16 protein-coding genes and 1 other RNA gene (1 of these 17 running past the window's edge) are annotated in these 17,099 nt (G+C 42.3%); 1 reads left to right on the top strand and 16 read right to left on the bottom strand.

Annotated features, from left to right (window positions below; all coding sequences use genetic code 11):
* The 12 genes from QPK24_RS00640 to rpoE form a co-directional block, all read right to left on the bottom strand.
* On the bottom strand, positions 1 to 85 hold the beginning of the coding sequence (locus QPK24_RS00640; RefSeq protein ID WP_285745388.1) for a DUF2508 family protein. 227 nt of this gene lie to the left of the window's left edge; the window shows 85 of its 312 coding nt (coding positions 1-85); it begins with the start codon at positions 83 to 85; its stop codon lies off the left edge, out of view.
* Positions 86 to 310: 225 nt separating this feature from the next.
* Positions 311 to 910, bottom strand: coding sequence for a recombination mediator RecR (gene recR / locus QPK24_RS00635; protein WP_285745386.1), 600 nt, complete (start codon positions 908 to 910; stop codon positions 311 to 313).
* A gap of 30 nt (positions 911 to 940) precedes the next feature.
* Positions 941 to 1,252 (bottom strand): YbaB/EbfC family nucleoid-associated protein, encoded by a 312-nt coding sequence (locus QPK24_RS00630; RefSeq protein WP_160034347.1) that lies wholly within the window; start codon positions 1,250 to 1,252, stop codon positions 941 to 943.
* Positions 1,253 to 1,293: 41 nt separating this feature from the next.
* A complete protein-coding gene (gene dnaX, locus QPK24_RS00625; protein ID WP_285745384.1) occupies positions 1,294 to 3,027 on the bottom strand; it encodes a DNA polymerase III subunit gamma/tau in 1,734 nt (577 codons plus the stop codon).
* A gap of 214 nt (positions 3,028 to 3,241) precedes the next feature.
* Positions 3,242 to 3,509, bottom strand: an RNA gene (gene ffs, locus QPK24_RS00620) — signal recognition particle sRNA large type.
* Positions 3,510 to 3,629: 120 nt separating this feature from the next.
* Positions 3,630 to 3,827, bottom strand: coding sequence for a 50S ribosomal protein L31 (gene rpmE / locus QPK24_RS00615; RefSeq protein WP_076315723.1), 198 nt, complete (start codon positions 3,825 to 3,827; stop codon positions 3,630 to 3,632).
* 107 nt (positions 3,828 to 3,934) lie between these two features.
* Positions 3,935 to 5,251 (bottom strand): transcription termination factor Rho, encoded by a 1,317-nt coding sequence (gene rho / locus QPK24_RS00610; protein WP_285745380.1) that lies wholly within the window; start codon positions 5,249 to 5,251, stop codon positions 3,935 to 3,937.
* Between the two features lie 276 nt (positions 5,252 to 5,527).
* Positions 5,528 to 6,781: a UDP-N-acetylglucosamine 1-carboxyvinyltransferase gene (locus QPK24_RS00605; protein ID WP_285745378.1), complete on the bottom strand. Its 1,254-nt coding sequence runs from the start codon at positions 6,779 to 6,781 to the stop codon at positions 5,528 to 5,530.
* 171 nt (positions 6,782 to 6,952) lie between these two features.
* The gene (gene fba / locus QPK24_RS00600; protein WP_285745376.1) at positions 6,953 to 7,807 is read right to left on the bottom strand and encodes a class II fructose-1,6-bisphosphate aldolase; all 855 of its coding nucleotides are present in this window, start codon (positions 7,805 to 7,807) and stop codon (positions 6,953 to 6,955) included.
* 189 nt (positions 7,808 to 7,996) lie between these two features.
* Positions 7,997 to 8,371, bottom strand: coding sequence for a response regulator (locus QPK24_RS00595; RefSeq protein WP_160034335.1), 375 nt, complete (start codon positions 8,369 to 8,371; stop codon positions 7,997 to 7,999).
* 195 nt (positions 8,372 to 8,566) lie between these two features.
* A complete protein-coding gene (locus tag QPK24_RS00590) occupies positions 8,567 to 10,177 on the bottom strand; it encodes a CTP synthase (RefSeq protein ID WP_285745373.1) in 1,611 nt (536 codons plus the stop codon).
* Between the two features lie 331 nt (positions 10,178 to 10,508).
* On the bottom strand, positions 10,509 to 11,054 hold the full coding sequence (gene rpoE, locus QPK24_RS00585; protein ID WP_285748988.1) for a DNA-directed RNA polymerase subunit delta: 546 nt from the start codon (positions 11,052 to 11,054) through the stop codon (positions 10,509 to 10,511).
* 414 nt (positions 11,055 to 11,468) lie between these two features.
* Between rpoE and QPK24_RS00580 the strand changes: the two genes are divergently transcribed.
* Positions 11,469 to 12,623 carry a S8 family peptidase gene (locus tag QPK24_RS00580; RefSeq protein WP_285745371.1) on the top strand — a complete coding sequence of 385 codons (1,155 nt, stop codon included), beginning with the start codon at positions 11,469 to 11,471 and terminating at the stop codon, positions 12,621 to 12,623.
* A gap of 122 nt (positions 12,624 to 12,745) precedes the next feature.
* Here QPK24_RS00580 and argS read toward each other — a convergent pair whose 3' ends face one another.
* The 4 genes from argS to speE form a co-directional block, all read right to left on the bottom strand.
* Positions 12,746 to 14,425 (bottom strand): arginine--tRNA ligase, encoded by a 1,680-nt coding sequence (gene argS, locus QPK24_RS00575; protein ID WP_285745369.1) that lies wholly within the window; start codon positions 14,423 to 14,425, stop codon positions 12,746 to 12,748.
* Positions 14,426 to 14,429: 4 nt separating this feature from the next.
* Positions 14,430 to 14,849 (bottom strand): YwiB family protein, encoded by a 420-nt coding sequence (locus tag QPK24_RS00570; RefSeq protein ID WP_285745367.1) that lies wholly within the window; start codon positions 14,847 to 14,849, stop codon positions 14,430 to 14,432.
* A 267-nt stretch (positions 14,850 to 15,116) separates the two neighbouring features.
* Positions 15,117 to 15,986 (bottom strand): agmatinase, encoded by an 870-nt coding sequence (gene speB, locus QPK24_RS00565; RefSeq protein ID WP_285745365.1) that lies wholly within the window; start codon positions 15,984 to 15,986, stop codon positions 15,117 to 15,119.
* Positions 15,987 to 16,002: 16 nt separating this feature from the next.
* Entirely contained in the window at positions 16,003 to 16,830 is an 828-nt protein-coding gene (gene speE, locus QPK24_RS00560; protein WP_285745363.1) for a polyamine aminopropyltransferase, read from the bottom strand.
* Between the last annotated feature and the right edge of the window lie 269 nt (positions 16,831 to 17,099).

The raw sequence follows: 17,099 nt of genomic DNA, 5'->3' as shown, positions 1-17,099 counted from the left end.
CTTCGAAAATCTCCTTTTGTATCTCTACCCTTTCATTTAACAAGTTCCCGCTTTTAAATCTCATAGACTTTATCCAACTAACCATAATGACCCCTCCCGCTCTTGTCCTTATATCATTCTTGAAGCAAGAAACATTGAAATGAAACAGATACACAGTGACTGATCCATGAATGCTCGTCCTTCTCAACAAAGCAATTATGTAAAAAGCTAACGTTATTCCATTCATATCGCAGGAGAGATCACCTTAGAACCAAAAAAGCTCCCCATTGGGGAGCTTTTTTATAATTCATCATATTAAGTTCACGGTACACTAATGCAACTGGCGCCGTCCTTCAAGCGCCTTCGACAAAGTCACTTCATCTGCATACTCCAAATCGCCGCCCACAGGAAGTCCGTGAGCAATCCGGCTCACCACAATTTCAAAAGGCTTAACCAGCCTTGAGATATACATCGCTGTAGCCTCTCCTTCAATATTAGGATTGGTTGCAAGTATCAATTCTTTGACCCGCTCATCACTTAGTCTCATAAGCAGTTCTTTAAGTTTGATATCGTCGGGACCGATTCCTTCCATAGGAGAGATGGCTCCTTGAAGTACATGATAGTAACCATCGAATTCTTTTGTCCGTTCCATAGCCACAAGGTCTTTCGAGTCCTGAACTACACAAATGACAGAAGGGTCGCGGGATTTATCTTGGCATATTCGGCAAGGATCTGTATCTGTAATGTTACAGCATACCGAACAGTAATGAAGATTTCTCTTCACACTTACCAGTGCCTTAGCAAAATCAATTACATCGTCTTCGCTCATCTTCAGCACATGAAAAGCTAGGCGTGCCGCCGTTTTGGGGCCAATGCCAGGCAGACGAGTAAACGCATCTATAAGTTTCGCGATCGGTTCAGGATAATACAAAATTACATTCTCCTTCTAGATCAATTCAATTTAGAACAAGCCAGGGATTTTCATGCCGTTTGTGAATTTACCCATATCTTGGTTAGCCAACTCATCAGCTTTAGTCATTGCATCATTTACTGCAGCCATAACTAGATCTTGCAGCATTTCTACGTCTTCTGGATCTACAGCTTCTGGTTTAATTGTGATGGAAGTCAGTTTTTTATGACCGTTAACTTCTGCAGTGACTACACCGCCACCAGAGGTACCCACTACTGTTTTTGTTCCAAGCTCTTCTTGAGCTTTCAGCATTTGCTCTTGCATCTTCTTCACTTGCTTCATCATTTGGTTCATGTTATTCATCGTTCATCATCTCCTAATTGAGTTTTATTTGATTTAAAGTTTCATTCTTTAATGATAACCAATTTCTCACCAAAAAGCTCAAGCGCCTCGTCAATCCAAGGCTCCTTTTTTCCATCCACCTGTTCCATTTCAAGCGTGAACTCTTCTTCCTTTTTCGGATCAGAGGAACCTTCAATCGCGGCGAGCCAGTCTTTTTGCAGCATCGTAACAAGCCGAAGCGGTCTTCCAACCACCTGCTCAAGAACACTCTCAATCACTTGTTTATTTGCTGGTTTCTCTGTTGTTTCACGGTGAATGTTATTCTTAAAAGCAACAAGAACAGCATCATTTAGAACAGATACAGGTTCTCCATCCACAAACCAGGCGTGGACTGTCACTTTTTCCTCTTTCACACGCTGGAGGATTTGACTCCACTTTTTGCTGATATCAGTGAATTCTGCACTATCCTTCTCAGCAATATATTGATCCATATGAGGCGGTATTTTGGCTACCCCTGAGGATCTCGGAGCAGAAGGACGGTTAGACCTAGCCGGAGCTGCTGAATTTTGGTTCGCAGTCGCTACACCGCCATTCTTTAATGCTTTCTCAAGTTTCTGCTCAAGTTCTGCAATTTGTCGTTTCATTGCAGTTAACTCAGAAGAACTTACTGCAGTGCCCCCTCCTGCCTCAGAAGCAGACTCACCTGCACCCTTAGGAAGACTACACAATTTTAGAAGCGCTACTTCAAACAACGTCTGCGGCTGTGCCGCATATTTCATTTCGCTCTGATAACGATTCAGTGTATCAATAATATAAAAAAGTTGTTCCCTCGAAAATGCCTCTGCCATACCTTTAAAAGAGGAAGGGTCAAGCAGACGATCCGTCATATGTTCCGCATTCGGAACCATTTTGATCAGGAGAAGATCTCGGAAATAATAAAGAAGATTCTCCATACTCTTATCCGCGCTTTTTCCTTCTTGCATAAACTGCTCTACCGTCTGCAGCACCTCACCCACTTCTCCCTTTAGAAGAAAATGAGCTAGCTTACTAAACTGCTCTGCTGGCAAGCCGCCGGTCATATCCAGCGTTTGACGGTAAGTCACTTGTCCTCCTGTAAAAGAAGATACTTGGTCAAGAATACTCAGCGCATCCCGCATACCCCCGTCCGAAAGACGAGCAATATACTGAAGTGCCTCTTCCTCGGCAGTAATCTCCTCTTCTTTACAGATTAAAGCAAGTCGCTCTGTCTGTTCCTCCAGCGAAACTCGGCGAAAATCAAACCGCTGACAGCGAGAGATAATCGTTGCAGGAAGTCTGTGAGGCTCTGTTGTTGCTAAAATAAACATCACGTGCGGCGGCGGTTCTTCAAGCGTTTTAAGAAGTGCATTAAATGCTTCTGTCGTCAGCATGTGTACCTCATCAATAATGTACACTTTATGACGTACCTCTGTTGGAGCATACTTTACTTTTTCGCGAAGATCACGAATTTCTTCAACCCCTCGGTTAGAGGCCGCGTCAATCTCTTGAACATCCATTACTGCTCCAGATGTAATTCGAAGGCACGCTTCACATTCATTGCACGGCTCAGTGCTTGGGCCACGTTCACAGTTAACAGCTTTGGCCAAAATTTTGGCCGCACTTGTCTTCCCTGTTCCTCGTGGACCACTGAATAAATACGCATGAGAAATCCGCTGTTCACGAATGGCATTCTGTAAGGTCTGAATAATATGCTGTTGTCCAACCATGTCTTGAAACGACTGAGGCCGCCAAGCACGGTACAACGCAATATGTTCCACTGTGCTTTACCCTCTTTCCACATGTCTCGTGACCTTTTGTCGTGGCTTCATTATACTATATTCCCTGCTCAATCAAAACTTTAAAAAGCAGCCGCGTATAAATTAGCCTTTCCTTTTGAACCCTATAAAACAAAAAAATCCTTGCAAATATATGCAAAGATGTCCGTTTTTCTCTATATAACACATTTCTTCAATGCTTTTTATAAAAATAGAACCGTGCACCTGTTATCGATAATTGCGATCCAAGCGGCACCCCTGCATAACAACTCGGGTTAGGCACCCCTCCGGCACAAGAGTGGTCTTGCTTATGGCTGCTTCCTTCCGGACCTGACCAAGTTCACAAGTACTCATTGCGGAGGACCCAGCCGTCAACATTGCATGCAGAGACCAAACCTCACATCGACAAAACCTCTAACAGGAATTCAACCTCGCTACAGCGGATTGCGAGTTACAGGGCACCGCTACCTCCCCATCTAGCACGGTGAAAACAATTATATCGCAAAAAAAGCAAAATTGCAACCAAATATGGACTGTTCCAGTATTTACTTCTCTGCCGAAAACAAAAATGAGGCCAGCGTATAAACGCAAGCCTCATATCAAAATTACATACCGTATTTTTTCTTAAATCTATCAACACGACCACCAGCATCCAGGAATTTCTGTTTACCAGTGAAGAACGGGTGACATGCGGAGCATACCTCTACACGCAAAGATTCTTTAACAGAACCCGTTTCAAATGTGTTACCACAAGCGCAAGTTGCAGTAGTTACGTGATATTTTGGTTGAATCGCTTCATTCATGACTTTCACCTCTTCTTGCCCTGAACCTCATGCGGATCCAGAGTTATTAAGAACACAAAGTAAATTATAGCATGTACATTTTACAAATGCAATACTTTTTCCCAAATTTACGTTGTCGCAGAAGCTGTTGTTGTACGGTTTGATCGGCGTGGTGCACTGCTTCCTGTATTCGTATTCTGACCTGCTGTATCCAGTGAAGCCAGGAATTCTGTATTGGTCTTGGTATTACGCAGCTTTTTGAGGAAACCTTCCACAAAGTCATGGCTCTCGTTCATATTTTTACGTACAGCCCAGATTGCATCGAGTTCTTCTTTGCTAAGGAGAACTTCTTCACGGCGTGTACCAGAACGACGAATATCAATGGCTGGGAAAATACGGCGTTCCGCAAGTTTGCGGTCCAAGTGAAGCTCCATATTGCCCGTACCCTTAAACTCTTCATAAATAATATCATCCATCCGGGAGCCTGTATCAATCAGAGCGGTAGCCAAAATCGTTAAACTTCCACCCTCTTCTACGTTACGAGCCGAACCGAAGAACCGTTTAGGACGATGGAATGCTGCGGGGTCAATACCGCCGCTGAGTGTTCGTCCAGAAGGAGGAATGACCAGGTTGTATGCACGCGCAAGGCGGGTGATACTATCTAAAAGAATGACGACATCCTTTTTAGCTTCTACTAAACGTAAAGCACGCTCAAGTACAAGTTCAGCTACTTTAATATGATTTTCCGGCAGTTCATCAAATGTAGATGCTACTACTTCCCCTTTTACAGAGCGCTGCATATCCGTTACTTCTTCAGGACGTTCATCAATCAGTAATACAAATAATTCGATTTCCGGATTGTTGGTTGAAATACTGTTTGCGATCTCTTTCAGAAGAAGCGTTTTACCCGCTTTGGGTGGAGCAACGATAAGACCGCGCTGTCCCAATCCTACGGGAGCAAGCACATCCATAATTCGGGTAGATAAATTCGTCGGGGATGTTTCAAGCGTTAGCTTTTTCTGTGGATATAGAGGAGTTAAGGCTGGAAAATGGAGTCTTTCTGCGGCAAGATCAGGACTTTGACCATTAACAGCGTTGACTTGCAATAGCCCAAAATATCGCTCATTTTCTTTAGGAGTTCGACATTTACCTGATACAAGATCTCCTGTCCTTAAATCAAACTTACGAATTTGTGAAGCAGAAATATAAATATCTTCTTTACTTGGCAAATAGTTGATCGGGCGAAGGAAACCATAACCTTCAGGCAGAATTTCTAGAACACCTTCCATAAACATAAGTCCGCTTTGTTCTGCTTGTGCACGAAGAATAGCGAAAACGAGTTCCTTCTTCTTGAGCTGCCCATAATAAGGGATCTGGTACTTCTTTGCTAACTTGTACAAATCAGTTAGCTTCATTACCTCCAGATCAGAAATTTGTAGATCCATAAAATAACCACCTATTCAATTATTAAGTCCGTTCGTTGTAAGGAGAACAGCTGACAGTGCAGCCTTGTATTATAAGCTCATGAATTGCATTCAGATGCTCTTCCTCTCCATTGTACGGAAAATACCCTGTATATTGCAAATGATATGTTCCGCGCTTTCATACACTGTAATAAACAAATCTATAAAATAGGTTTACCCATTTTCACAAGGGATATTCAACCGAAGATCTACTTCTTACACAAGTTTTATACCCCTTATGAAAACAAGAATCATTTCTTAGTCATTCTGTCGCCAAACGTCAGCACCAAGCTCTCTCAAGTTGGTAACTAGATGATCATAACCCCGATCAATAAACTCTACCCCGGTCACTTCTGTTATTCCTTCACTCACAGTCAGTCCAGCAATAACTAACGCAGCACCGGCACGTAAATCTGTTGCTTTTACTTTCGCTGCATTAAGCGGGTGTCCTTCTATTATGGCAGAGCGCCCCTCAACTCGAATCTTCGCACCCATTCGGGCGAGTTCAGGAACATGTTTGAAGCGGTTGCTATATACAAAGTCGCTCAGCACGCTGACTCCCTCTGCCTGCGTCAGCAGACTCGTCATTGGTGATTGCAAGTCCGTTGCGAAGCCTGGATAAACAAGCGCCTTAACATCAATGCTCTCATATTTTTCTTTTCCAATAACTCGAATGCTCTCATCTAGTTCCTCAATCCCAACACCCATCTCAATCAGCTTGGCTGTTAAAGCTTCCAGATGTTTAGGAATGACATTGTCAATAAGAACATTTCCACGTGTCGCTGCTGCCGCGATCATATAAGTTCCAGCTTGAATACGGTCAGGGATAATAGAATGACGGCAGCCCCGAAGTTCCGACTTGCCTTCAATTCGGATCGTCTCTGTACCTGCTCCCTTAATCGAAGCACCCATAGAGTTCAAAAGTGTTGCTACATCTATAATCTCAGGCTCTTTGGCCGCATTTTCGATAATTGTAGAGCCTTTGGCACGAGTGGCCGCAAGCATAATATTAATAGTTGCCCCTACACTAACAACGTCCAAATAGATCTTAGCGCCTTTTAATTCCTTGGCATGAAGATGAATAGCTCCATGCTCATTAGTAACTGTAGCGCCCAGAGCTTCAAACCCCTTGATATGTTGGTCAATTGGCCGTGGCTCAAAGTTACATCCTCCAGGAAGTCCAATAACCGCTTCCTTAAAACGACCAAGCATCGCTCCCATCATATAGTAGGAAGCACGAAGTTTTTTAACGGGACCATTAGGCATCGGCAGCGAGATAATGTGTGTAGGATCAATTCTCATCTGGTTGCCTTCCCATGACACATTTGCACCAAGTTCTTCAAGAATTTCGGAATAAACGGCAACATCACTGAGTAAAGGTAAATTATCAAGTATAACTTCTGATTCGGCTAAAATCGCTGCCGGAATCAGTGCAATCGCACTGTTTTTAGCACCGCTGATTGTAACGGTACCTTGGAGTGGACGTCCACCACTAATCATTAATTTTTCCATAAGGTAAAGGGTCCCCCTAGAAATCACTTCTAGCCGAAAAAAATAGTTCTAATTGGCAAAGTTAGTATAACATATCCTAATCACGAATTAAAAATTGTATTAAAAATGGAAACACACCGACTAAGCGGTGTGTTTCCATTAATATCTATATTTATTAATTAAAGAGCAATCTTATGCTTTGTTGTTGGAACCAAACTCACGGATTTTTCCAATAACTGTTTCTTTGATTGCTTCACGTCCTGGTTGGATGAACGTACGTGGATCGTAAGCATCTGGTTTTGCAGCAAGAACTTCGCGAACAACTTTAGCGAATGCGATTTGGTTCTCTGTGTTTACATTGATTTTGGATGTACCCAAAGAGATCGCTTTTTTGATGTCGTGCTCAGGAATACCTGTACCACCATGAAGAACAAGTGGAGTGTGAACTGCGTTGCAGATCTCTTCCATCTCTTTAAATCCAAGGTTTGGTTCACCTTTGTAAGGACCGTGTACAGAACCAAGAGCTGGAGCAAGTGTATCGATACCTGTTTCGTTAACGATGCGAAGGCAATCGTCAAGTTTCGCGTACATTACTTCACCAACAACATCATCCTCTTGTCCACCAACGATACCAACTTCTGCTTCAACAGAAACGCCTTTGGAATGAGCGTAGTCAACCACTTGTTTTGTGATTTGAACGTTCTCGTCGATTGGATGGTGAGATCCGTCGATCATAACGGAAGTGAAACCAGCGTCAATCGCTTCTTTACATTTATCAAAGCTGGAACCATGGTCCAGGTGAATAGCTACAGGCACGGAGATTTTCATATCGTGCATAAGACCTTCCACCATTTTTACAACGGTATAGAAACCGCCCATGTGACGAGCTGCACCTTCAGAAACACCAAGAATTACTGGAGATTTTTCTTGTTCAGCTGCACCCAAGATTGCTTGAGTCCACTCAAGGTTATTGATGTTAAATTGACCAACTGCATATTTACCTTCAAGTGCTTTGTTCAACATGTCTGTCATAGATACTAATGGCATGGTTTAAATCCTCCTAAAATGATTGTTTGTCTATGGTTTAAAGCCGACTTCACATACGAGACTTATTATACCACATCCCATGTCAAATACTAAACATAGGTAATAAAAATAGCTGTGCTCTTTTCCACAGGAAAAAACTCACTACAAAAAATCCTGCCCAGGAAGACAGAACTTCATACACCTTCCTTACTATGTGTTTACCCCGCTGAGCTGCATATTTACCGCAACCCGCATCTCATCAATATCAAAAGGCTTCGTAAAATGCATTAGTGCACCAAGCTCTGTTGCTTCTTTAATCATATCTAGTTCTCCATATGCCGTCATCATAATCACTTTTATGGAAGGGTTCATTTCCTTAATATGTTTAAGGATCTCCAAACCATCCATTCCAGGGATTTTCATATCTAACAGGACAAGATCAGGTGTGTGCTTCTCAACGATCTCAAGAGCGACCTTACCATTGGCTGCTTGATAAGTTGTATACCCTTCACTGTTAAATACCTCCATGAGCAAAATTCGAATTCCATTTTGATCATCGACAATGAGCACCTTTTTATTATTCATCTAAACCTCCTGCGATCTTATCTCTCGATTCTACCCGCTCATCATTCTTACCTAAATGACCATTAGGTTATTTATTTAAAGATTCTACCTTTCTCCGGTAAATCCTGCTTCTCTTACTCAAACAAAAAAGACCCCTGGACGGGGTCTTTTGTATCTATATTAATCAAAGCCCAATCTGGGACTTTGTTCCGATCTTTACAAGTTCTCTGAATGAGTAAGAGATGCTTTTACAAATTCACGGAAAAGAGGGTGCGGACGGTTTGGACGTGAAATGAATTCCGGATGGAATTGAACAGACAAGAACCAAGGATGTTCTGGCAGTTCCACAATTTCTACGAGACGGCCATCTGGCGAAGTACCAGAAATAACAAGACCCGCATTCTCAATCATTTCACGATATTGATTGTTGAACTCGTACCGGTGACGATGTCTTTCGTATACCAGTTCATCTTGGTAACATGCTGCTGCAAGAGAACCTTCTTGCAACTTACAAGGGTATAGTCCAAGTCGCATCGTACCACCCATATCTTCAATATCCTTCTGTTCAGGAAGAAGATCGATTACAGGGAACTCTGTAGAAGGGTTAATTTCAGAGCTGTTTGCATCGGTAAGTCCCACTACGGAACGTGAATATTCAATTACAGACACTTGCATTCCAAGGCAAATACCGAAGAATGGAATTTTATTCTCGCGAGCATAACGGATGGCAGATACTTTACCCTCGATACCGCGATCACCAAAACCGCCTGGTACCAAGATACCGCCGATGCCGTGTAGAAGCTCATCTACGTTCTCATCTGTAATTTCTTCTGCATTAACCCAGCGAAGTTTCACATCTGAATTTGCAGCAAATCCTGCGTGGGAAAGAGACTCAACAACACTGAGATAGGCATCATGAAGGGCAACATACTTACCAACAATCGCAATCTCTACAGTTCTTTCCAACTTTTTAATTTGGCTAACGAGATTTTCCCACTCGCTCATGTCTGGCAACGGAGTCGTCAGCTTCAAATGGTTTACTACGATCTCATCAAGACCCTCTTCACGTAAAATCAAAGGAACATCATATAGAGTGCTTGCATCGCGGCATTCCACCACAGCGTGAGGATCAATATCACAGAAAAGAGCCAGCTTAGCCTTTACATCTGCAGATAGTTCTTGCTCCGTACGGCAGACGATAACATTAGGCTGAATACCGATGCTGCGCAGTTCTTTTACACTGTGCTGTGTCGGTTTTGTTTTGATTTCGCCAGCTGCTTTAATATAAGGAATTAACGTAACATGAATATACATTACATTGTCGCGGCCTACATCACCTTTAAGTTGACGAATGGCTTCGAGATACGGCAGACTCTCGATATCGCCTACAGTTCCGCCAATTTCAGTAATAACAACATCCGATCCCGCTTCACGACCTGCACGTAAAACACGTTCCTTAATTTCGTTCGTAATATGAGGAATAACTTGTACCGTACCACCCAGATATTCTCCGCGGCGTTCTTTACTAATAACAGACGAGTATACCTTACCTGTCGTCACATTGCTGTTCTTGGACAGATTAATATCAATAAAACGCTCATAGTGTCCAAGGTCAAGGTCTGTCTCCGCACCATCATCTGTAACAAACACTTCACCATGCTGATAAGGACTCATTGTTCCTGGGTCCACGTTGATGTATGGATCAAATTTTTGAATGGTTACTTTAAGACCTCTGTTCTTGAGCAATCTCCCAAGAGATGCAGCCGTAATCCCTTTACCCAGGGAAGAAACAACCCCGCCCGTCACGAAAATATACTTTGTTGTCACTACTAATACCCTCCTATTAAAAGTCCGTTAAAATCAGGCGACATTATGATGTTATCCTAACCCATTTTTCAGGTTATCATCGTAAAAAAGGGAACATGCAAAAATTGCTTGCAAAAAAACATCCCGCCTCACACGTTCAAGGCGGTCCATTTTCTTACCTATCAACTTCCCCTATAAAAAACAAAAAAGCACACCCGAAAAAACGGGGCACTTTTTTATATAAAAACAAGTGTAATTATTGTCGTTCAATCATAAGCCCATGCAATAGTTTACTCGTTTGCATGATCTTTTGTCAAGGATGTTCACAGACTTTATAAGACTAGGTTTGGGACTAATTTAAATCGTCTTCATCTTCTGAAGAGTCATCATCGTCTTCTTCCAGGTCGTCCTCTTCATCAAGCTCTTCATCACCGATAATTTCTTCTTCCTCATCAGAGTCGTCATCAAAGAGATCTTCATCTTCGTCTTCGTCTTCATCTGGACTGTCGAAATCTTCTTTTTCACTTGCAAATGTGTCTAGTGTATCTTCTTCTTCAACATATTCCTCATCATCATCATCGTCGTCATTGATGATTCTTGGACGTTTCGTACCTGTCACACCGTCCTCGGACTTATCTATTGGGTACCAACGCTTCAAACCCCAAAGATTAGTGCCTACATAGGCAAAACGACCATCAATATTGATTTCGGTATATAGCTGAGCGATGACATCATTAGATTCTGCATCATTCAAACCACGTTGTTTAGCTACCTCTTGCATAAGATCACGGTAGTACATCGGTGTATTGACTGCTTTCAGTACCATAAATGCCAAGTCAACTAACGGCATCTCACGAATTTGCTCTGGATCTAATTTTAATTTGAGTGAGGTACTCACTTGCGGACACTTCCTCTCACACATAATTCACTGACTTTTTTCGTTTCACTAACTTGGATCTATATCTAACATATCCATTAACAAACATAAGTAAAACCTATTTAGCACTAAAATGCAAGTTTTATGTAAGGAGATATCTTGCAAAAATAATTTCGCTTCTTTGAAAGCGAATCTTAAGTTAAAAAAGACGGAGGTCCCTCCCCCGCCTTCTGACTGTATCCGCCCTGAAGAAATACTCTTCTACGGGTCCCCGCAAGAGCTATAAAGCTCTCCATGTATAGTATGAGTATACTTCCGTTTTGACACGAACCAAAGGGCCTATTTATTAAAAAAAACAGGCAAGTTTCCCATGCAGTTCAGATGTCTTCCTCATAGTATACCTCAAGCATGGCATCCAGAGGGGGACTTCCCAAAATGGACTATTCCACATTTTTAAAAATGATCCATAATGAAATTGAGCACACCTCCCGCCCAGCCGGAAGACATCAAATTATCCGCTTTATGAAACCACACCAATACTGGGACTGCCTAGATCAGTTACGCAAAATGAAATCTTCCCTCAGCAAGCTCCAGTATATACGTGCCTCGCATTTAATAAAAGCGCTCATTGTCCCTCTCCCCTCCTCCGCAAGACTCATTCACTCTCACAACGAAGTTATTATTGAACAGGACACTAAAATCAAGGTCCACTCCGCTTCTGCTCGAATTCCAAAACCAGAAAGCAGTCTCGGTGTCCCTTGGGGAGTAAAACAAATCCGAGCTCCTAAGGCATGGTCTACGTCAACGGGACACAAAATTAAAATTGCCGTTATTGATACTGGAGCTGATTATCAGCATCCTGATCTTAGACATTCATTAGCTAGAGGAATTAACTTGCTGAATCGGAATATGCTCCCGCTTGATGATAACGGTCATGGCACTCATATTGCAGGAACGATCGCAGCAGCGAACAGCATGGAAGGAATTATAGGTGTGGCGCCGAGATCCGTTATTTATCCGGTTAAGGCTTTTGACAATCAAGGCTCTGCCTATGTATCAGATATCATTCTAGGGATTGATTGGTGCGTCCGGAACCGAGTAGATATCATTAATATGAGCTTTGGTATGAGAACGAAGAGCAAAGCGCTCCTAGATGTCGTTAACAGAGCTACCAAACAAGGTATTGTTATCGTTGCATCTTCAGGAAATGATGGCAAACGAAGAAGCATTGATTATCCAGCAAGATATGCTCAAACCATTTCAGTAGGGGCATCAGATGAGAATCGGCAAATCGCTGATTTTAGCAACCGAGGTCCGCATGTAGATATCTATGCACCAGGGAAAAATATAAACTCCTGCTGGGTACAGGGAAGATATCATGAAATGAGCGGAACATCGATGGCTACTTCGCATGTGAGCGGGGCAATCGCCTTACTTATGGCAGAGAAACCCGGGTTATCTCCTGATGAAATTAAGAACCTAATTAGGAAAACGGCAACCCCTTTGCGTTCCCGTAAGGCCACAAGAGGGGCTGAACAAGGCGGAGAATTACATGCACTGCGCCTTCTTCGGGAAGGTATGAAATTATAAATTTCATAAAACAGTTTAATGGCAACGAGCTAATGATCATTTCATAGGAACTTAAAACAACAAAAAACCCTCCTGTTCAAAGGAGGGTTTTATCTATTTTCAGCAGAGGTACATAAACGTTGTTACATTTTTTCCGGAGCGCTTACGCCTACTAGCTTCAATGCATTCTTAATTACGATCCGTACTGCACCGAGCAGAGCAAGACGAGCTTGTGTTTGTTCAGCATCATCTGTAATTACTCGTTCAGCTTTGTAATAACTGTGGAACATAGAGGCCAGTTCATATACATAACGAACGATACGGTGCGGCGCATGTCCTTTTGCTGCAGTTGCAATTTCTTCAGGGAACTCACCAAGCTTGCGAAGCAAGTTGTATTCATGTTCGGAGGTCAGCTTGGATAGATCAACATCACGCACGGGATAAACCGTTATTCCTTGCTCTTCTGCCTGACGATATACGCTGCATACACGAGCATGTGCATATTGAACATAAAATACCGGGTTCTCATTGGAAGTGGAAATGGCCAAATCCATATCAAAATCAAGATGAGAATCCATGCTGCGCATTGTAAAGAAGTAGCGAATTGCATCTACTCCTACTTCATCCATCAGATCTTCCATCGTTACTGCTTTACCTGTACGCTTAGACATTTTCACTTTCTCGCCATCTTGGAACAAGCTGACCATTTGAGCAATCAATACGATCAATTTATCCGGATCATTACCGAGTGCTTCCATTGCCGCTTTCATTCTTGGGATATAACCATGGTGATCGGCACCCCAAATATTAATCATGGTATCATATCCGCGAGCATATTTATCACGGTGGTAAGCAATGTCTGGAGTCAGATAAGTATAGGTACCATCATTCTTAATAAGCACCCGGTTTTTATCATCGCCATATTTCGTAGTTTCGAGCCAAGTTGCTCCTTCTTCTTCAAAAATTTCATTTCTTTCGCGCAGTTCATCGAGCGCATTAAGTACTGCACCGTTATCATAAAGTGAAGTCTCACTGAACCAATTATCGAAGGATACCCGGAATCGGCCTAGATCACGTTTGATTTTATCCAGTTCTTTTTCTAGACCATAGTCTCTGAAAAATGCTGCACGATCGCTTGGGCTCATTTCAAGGAGAGAAGAACCTTTCTCCGCAATTAACTCTTTAGCAAAACCGCGAATATCAGCGCCATGGTATCCGTCTTCTGGCATCTCAACTTCTTGACCGAGCTCTTGAAGATACCGGGCTTCAATAGACTTGCTTAGGTTAAATACTTGGTTACCGGCATCATTAATATAGTATTCACGAGTCACTTCATAACCTGCAAAGTCTAGCATATTACAAAGCGCATCCCCTACCGCTGCACCGCGAGCATGGCCTAAGTGAAGGCTTCCTGTTGGATTCGCACTAACAAACTCAACTTGCACTTTACGTCCTTCGCCCAGATTTACCCGGCCATAGTCGTCGCCTTGTTCTTGAACAAGTTCAACGATAGGATACAAGTAACTTTTCGTTAAACGAAAGTTAATGAATCCGGGTCCCGCGATTTCTGCTGATTCAATCCCTGCATCAGAAAGATTCAGATGTTCAATGATTTGTTCAGCGATCATACGAGGGTTTTTCTTAGCAATACGAGTGAGCTGCATCGCTGCATTTGTTGCGAGATCTCCATGGTTCTTATCTTTTGGTACTTCGAGTACAATATTCGGCATTTCTTCTGAGGTAACCAGCCCTGCAGAAATTATGGCTTCTTCAATTCCTTTAGTTACCTGCTCATTAATTAGATCGAGTGGATTGCGTGTCATGATTTTATTGATCCTCCTGAAATTCTATACTAATAGACAATTGTCCTGATTGTTCCTCAAATACATATAAATCATAGCTGAACGAAATCTTCCCCGATAAATTCGACAAGGATAAGGACAGCTCTTTCGTATCGGTAGATAAAGCAAAGGAACTAAAAGGTGAACGATAAAAACCGGGCAGCCTTTTCCCCTGTTCAAATGTTTGCTCTGATTCTACACCGCCGTGCCGAATCAGCTTTACACTATGATCTGTTATCTTCACCGTGTTACGAATAGGTTTACTTCCAGGCAGCTGTTCTTCTTCCACATACCGTATATATAAGGCATTGCCTTTCCGTAAAGCTTCACCCACAACCTGCTGATTTACTTTCTCACCATCAAAGACACTGTGAATTTGGAGTTTGACAGGACTCCATACTGACATCTTTTTCTTCTCCCATCTATTCATAGGCGTACTTTCTTCATTCATCTTTTATATATTCTATATAGTTTACCGATATTGTTCAAATTTAAATCCTGCCTGTAGCTACAAAAAGAACCTGATTTTCGGTAGAAACAAGAAATTTGTACCCGGCACGCATAAAAACACCCCTTAAATCCCTGACTAATCAAAAATCAGAAGGTTTAAAGGGTGTATTCTTTACGGAGATCTCTGATCTTCGTAATTAATTAAGATTTGAAAGCAGAAAGTTTACTTCACAAATCCAAGCAACATCTCACGAAGGAGCTTCGCTGCCACAATCGGAGTCTGCTGTGTAGGATCATAGATTGGAGCGACTTCTACCACGTCAAAACCTACCACATTTACATTTGAGCCAGCAATCGCATGAATAGCTTCCAACAGTTCTTTAGAAGTAATTCCGCCTGCTTCCGCTGTACCCGTTCCCGGTGCTGCAGAAGGATCAAGCACATCAATATCAATGGTGACATAGACAGGTCGATTACCCATAGTAGGAAGTTCTTTCTTAAGCGGCTCGGCCACATCAAACGGATGGAAGTTAATATGCTCACGTGCATACTGGAACTCTTCTCTTGAACCAGAGCGGATACCAAATTGATAGATATTCTTTCCACCCATAAGCTCAGCAGCTTTACGAATTGGAGTAGAGTGAGAGAGCGGCTCCCCTTCATACTGATCACGAAGATCAGCATGAGCATCAATATGAATGATCGCTAGATCAGGATATTTTTTATATGTTGCTTCAATGACCGGCCAAGTCACAAGATGTTCTCCGCCTAGGCCAACTGGAATTTTATCATCCGCAAGCAAACCTTCCACATATTCACGAATCACATCGAGACTGCGGCTTGCATTACCAAAAGGAAGTAGTAAATCTCCTGCATCATAATAATTCATATCTACAATGCTTTTATCGAGATAAGGACTATACTCCTCCAGCCCAACCGAAGCCTGACGAATATGTGCCGGGCCAAAACGAGAACCTGGGCGGAAACTTACCGTGTAATCCATAGGCATGCCATAAATTACAGCTTTAGCTCCCTCATAATCTTCGGAACTGCAAATAAACACGTTGCCTGAATAGGCTTGATCAAGCTTCATCTGTAAAAGACCTCCTCTATTTAATCAAATCTTCTACAAATTTAGGCAACACGAATGCTGCTTTGTGAAGACGTGGTGTATAGTATTTTGTATCTATTTCAGGAATTGCACTCTCATCCACTTCAAGCGGATCATATTTCTTGCTTCCCATAGTAAACGTCCATAGTCCACTTGGATAGGTTGGAATATTCGCAGTGTATACTCGAACAATCGGGAATACTTCCTTCACATCTTTGTTTACACTTTGAATTAAATCTGCCTTAAACCAAGGATTGTCCGTTTGAGCAACAAAAATTCCATCCTCTTTTAAAGCTTCATAAATTCCTTGATAGAACCCACGTGTAAAGAGATTTGCTGCAGGACCCACTGGTTCAGTGGAATCTACCATAATAACGTCATAAGTATTCTTATGATCATGAATGTGCATGAAACCATCGTTTACAAGCACTTCAACACGAGGATCCTCTAGCCCGCCCGCAATGCTTGGTAAATATTTTTTGGAATATTCAATCACTTTTCCATCGATATCAACCAAAACTGCCTTTTTCACCTGCGGGTGTTTTAGTACTTCGCGAATCACTCCGCCGTCTCCGCCGCCAACAACAAGAACCTGTTCTGGGTTTGGATGTGTATATAGAACCGGATGCGCAACCATTTCATGATATACGAATTCGTCTTTTTCTGTTGTCATTACCATACCGTCAAGCAAAAGCATGTTGCCGAACTCTTCGGTTTTTACCATAGCCAAATCCTGAAAATCTGTCTTCTCACTTACGTAAGTCTCTTTAATCTTCATGGTAATACCAAAATCTTCAGTTTGTTTCTCCGTAAACCACAATTCCATCGTTAACTACCTTCTCTCGATTAGAATAAGTGTTCAGCCGTCATATGATCGCCGTAAAATGGCCCTATATAGCAAGGGTTCCCTGTAATTTAGGCCAGCTCAGCTGGAGTTCTCCATCGTAAACAGCGTTTACGAAGCGATATGGAAAAGACGTTCCTGGCTCGCACCAGTATGAATTCCGTTTCACTTCTAAATATTGTACTAAACGTAAATGCTTATAAACGCACTTTTGCATTATACGTTAAACCAGAAATAACTGTAAAGAAATT

The sequence above is a fragment of the Paenibacillus polygoni genome (assembly GCF_030263935.1).
Taxonomy (GTDB): Bacteria; Bacillota; Bacilli; order Paenibacillales; family Paenibacillaceae; genus Paenibacillus; species Paenibacillus polygoni.
This window is presented reverse-complemented; position numbering and strand designations above follow the sequence as displayed.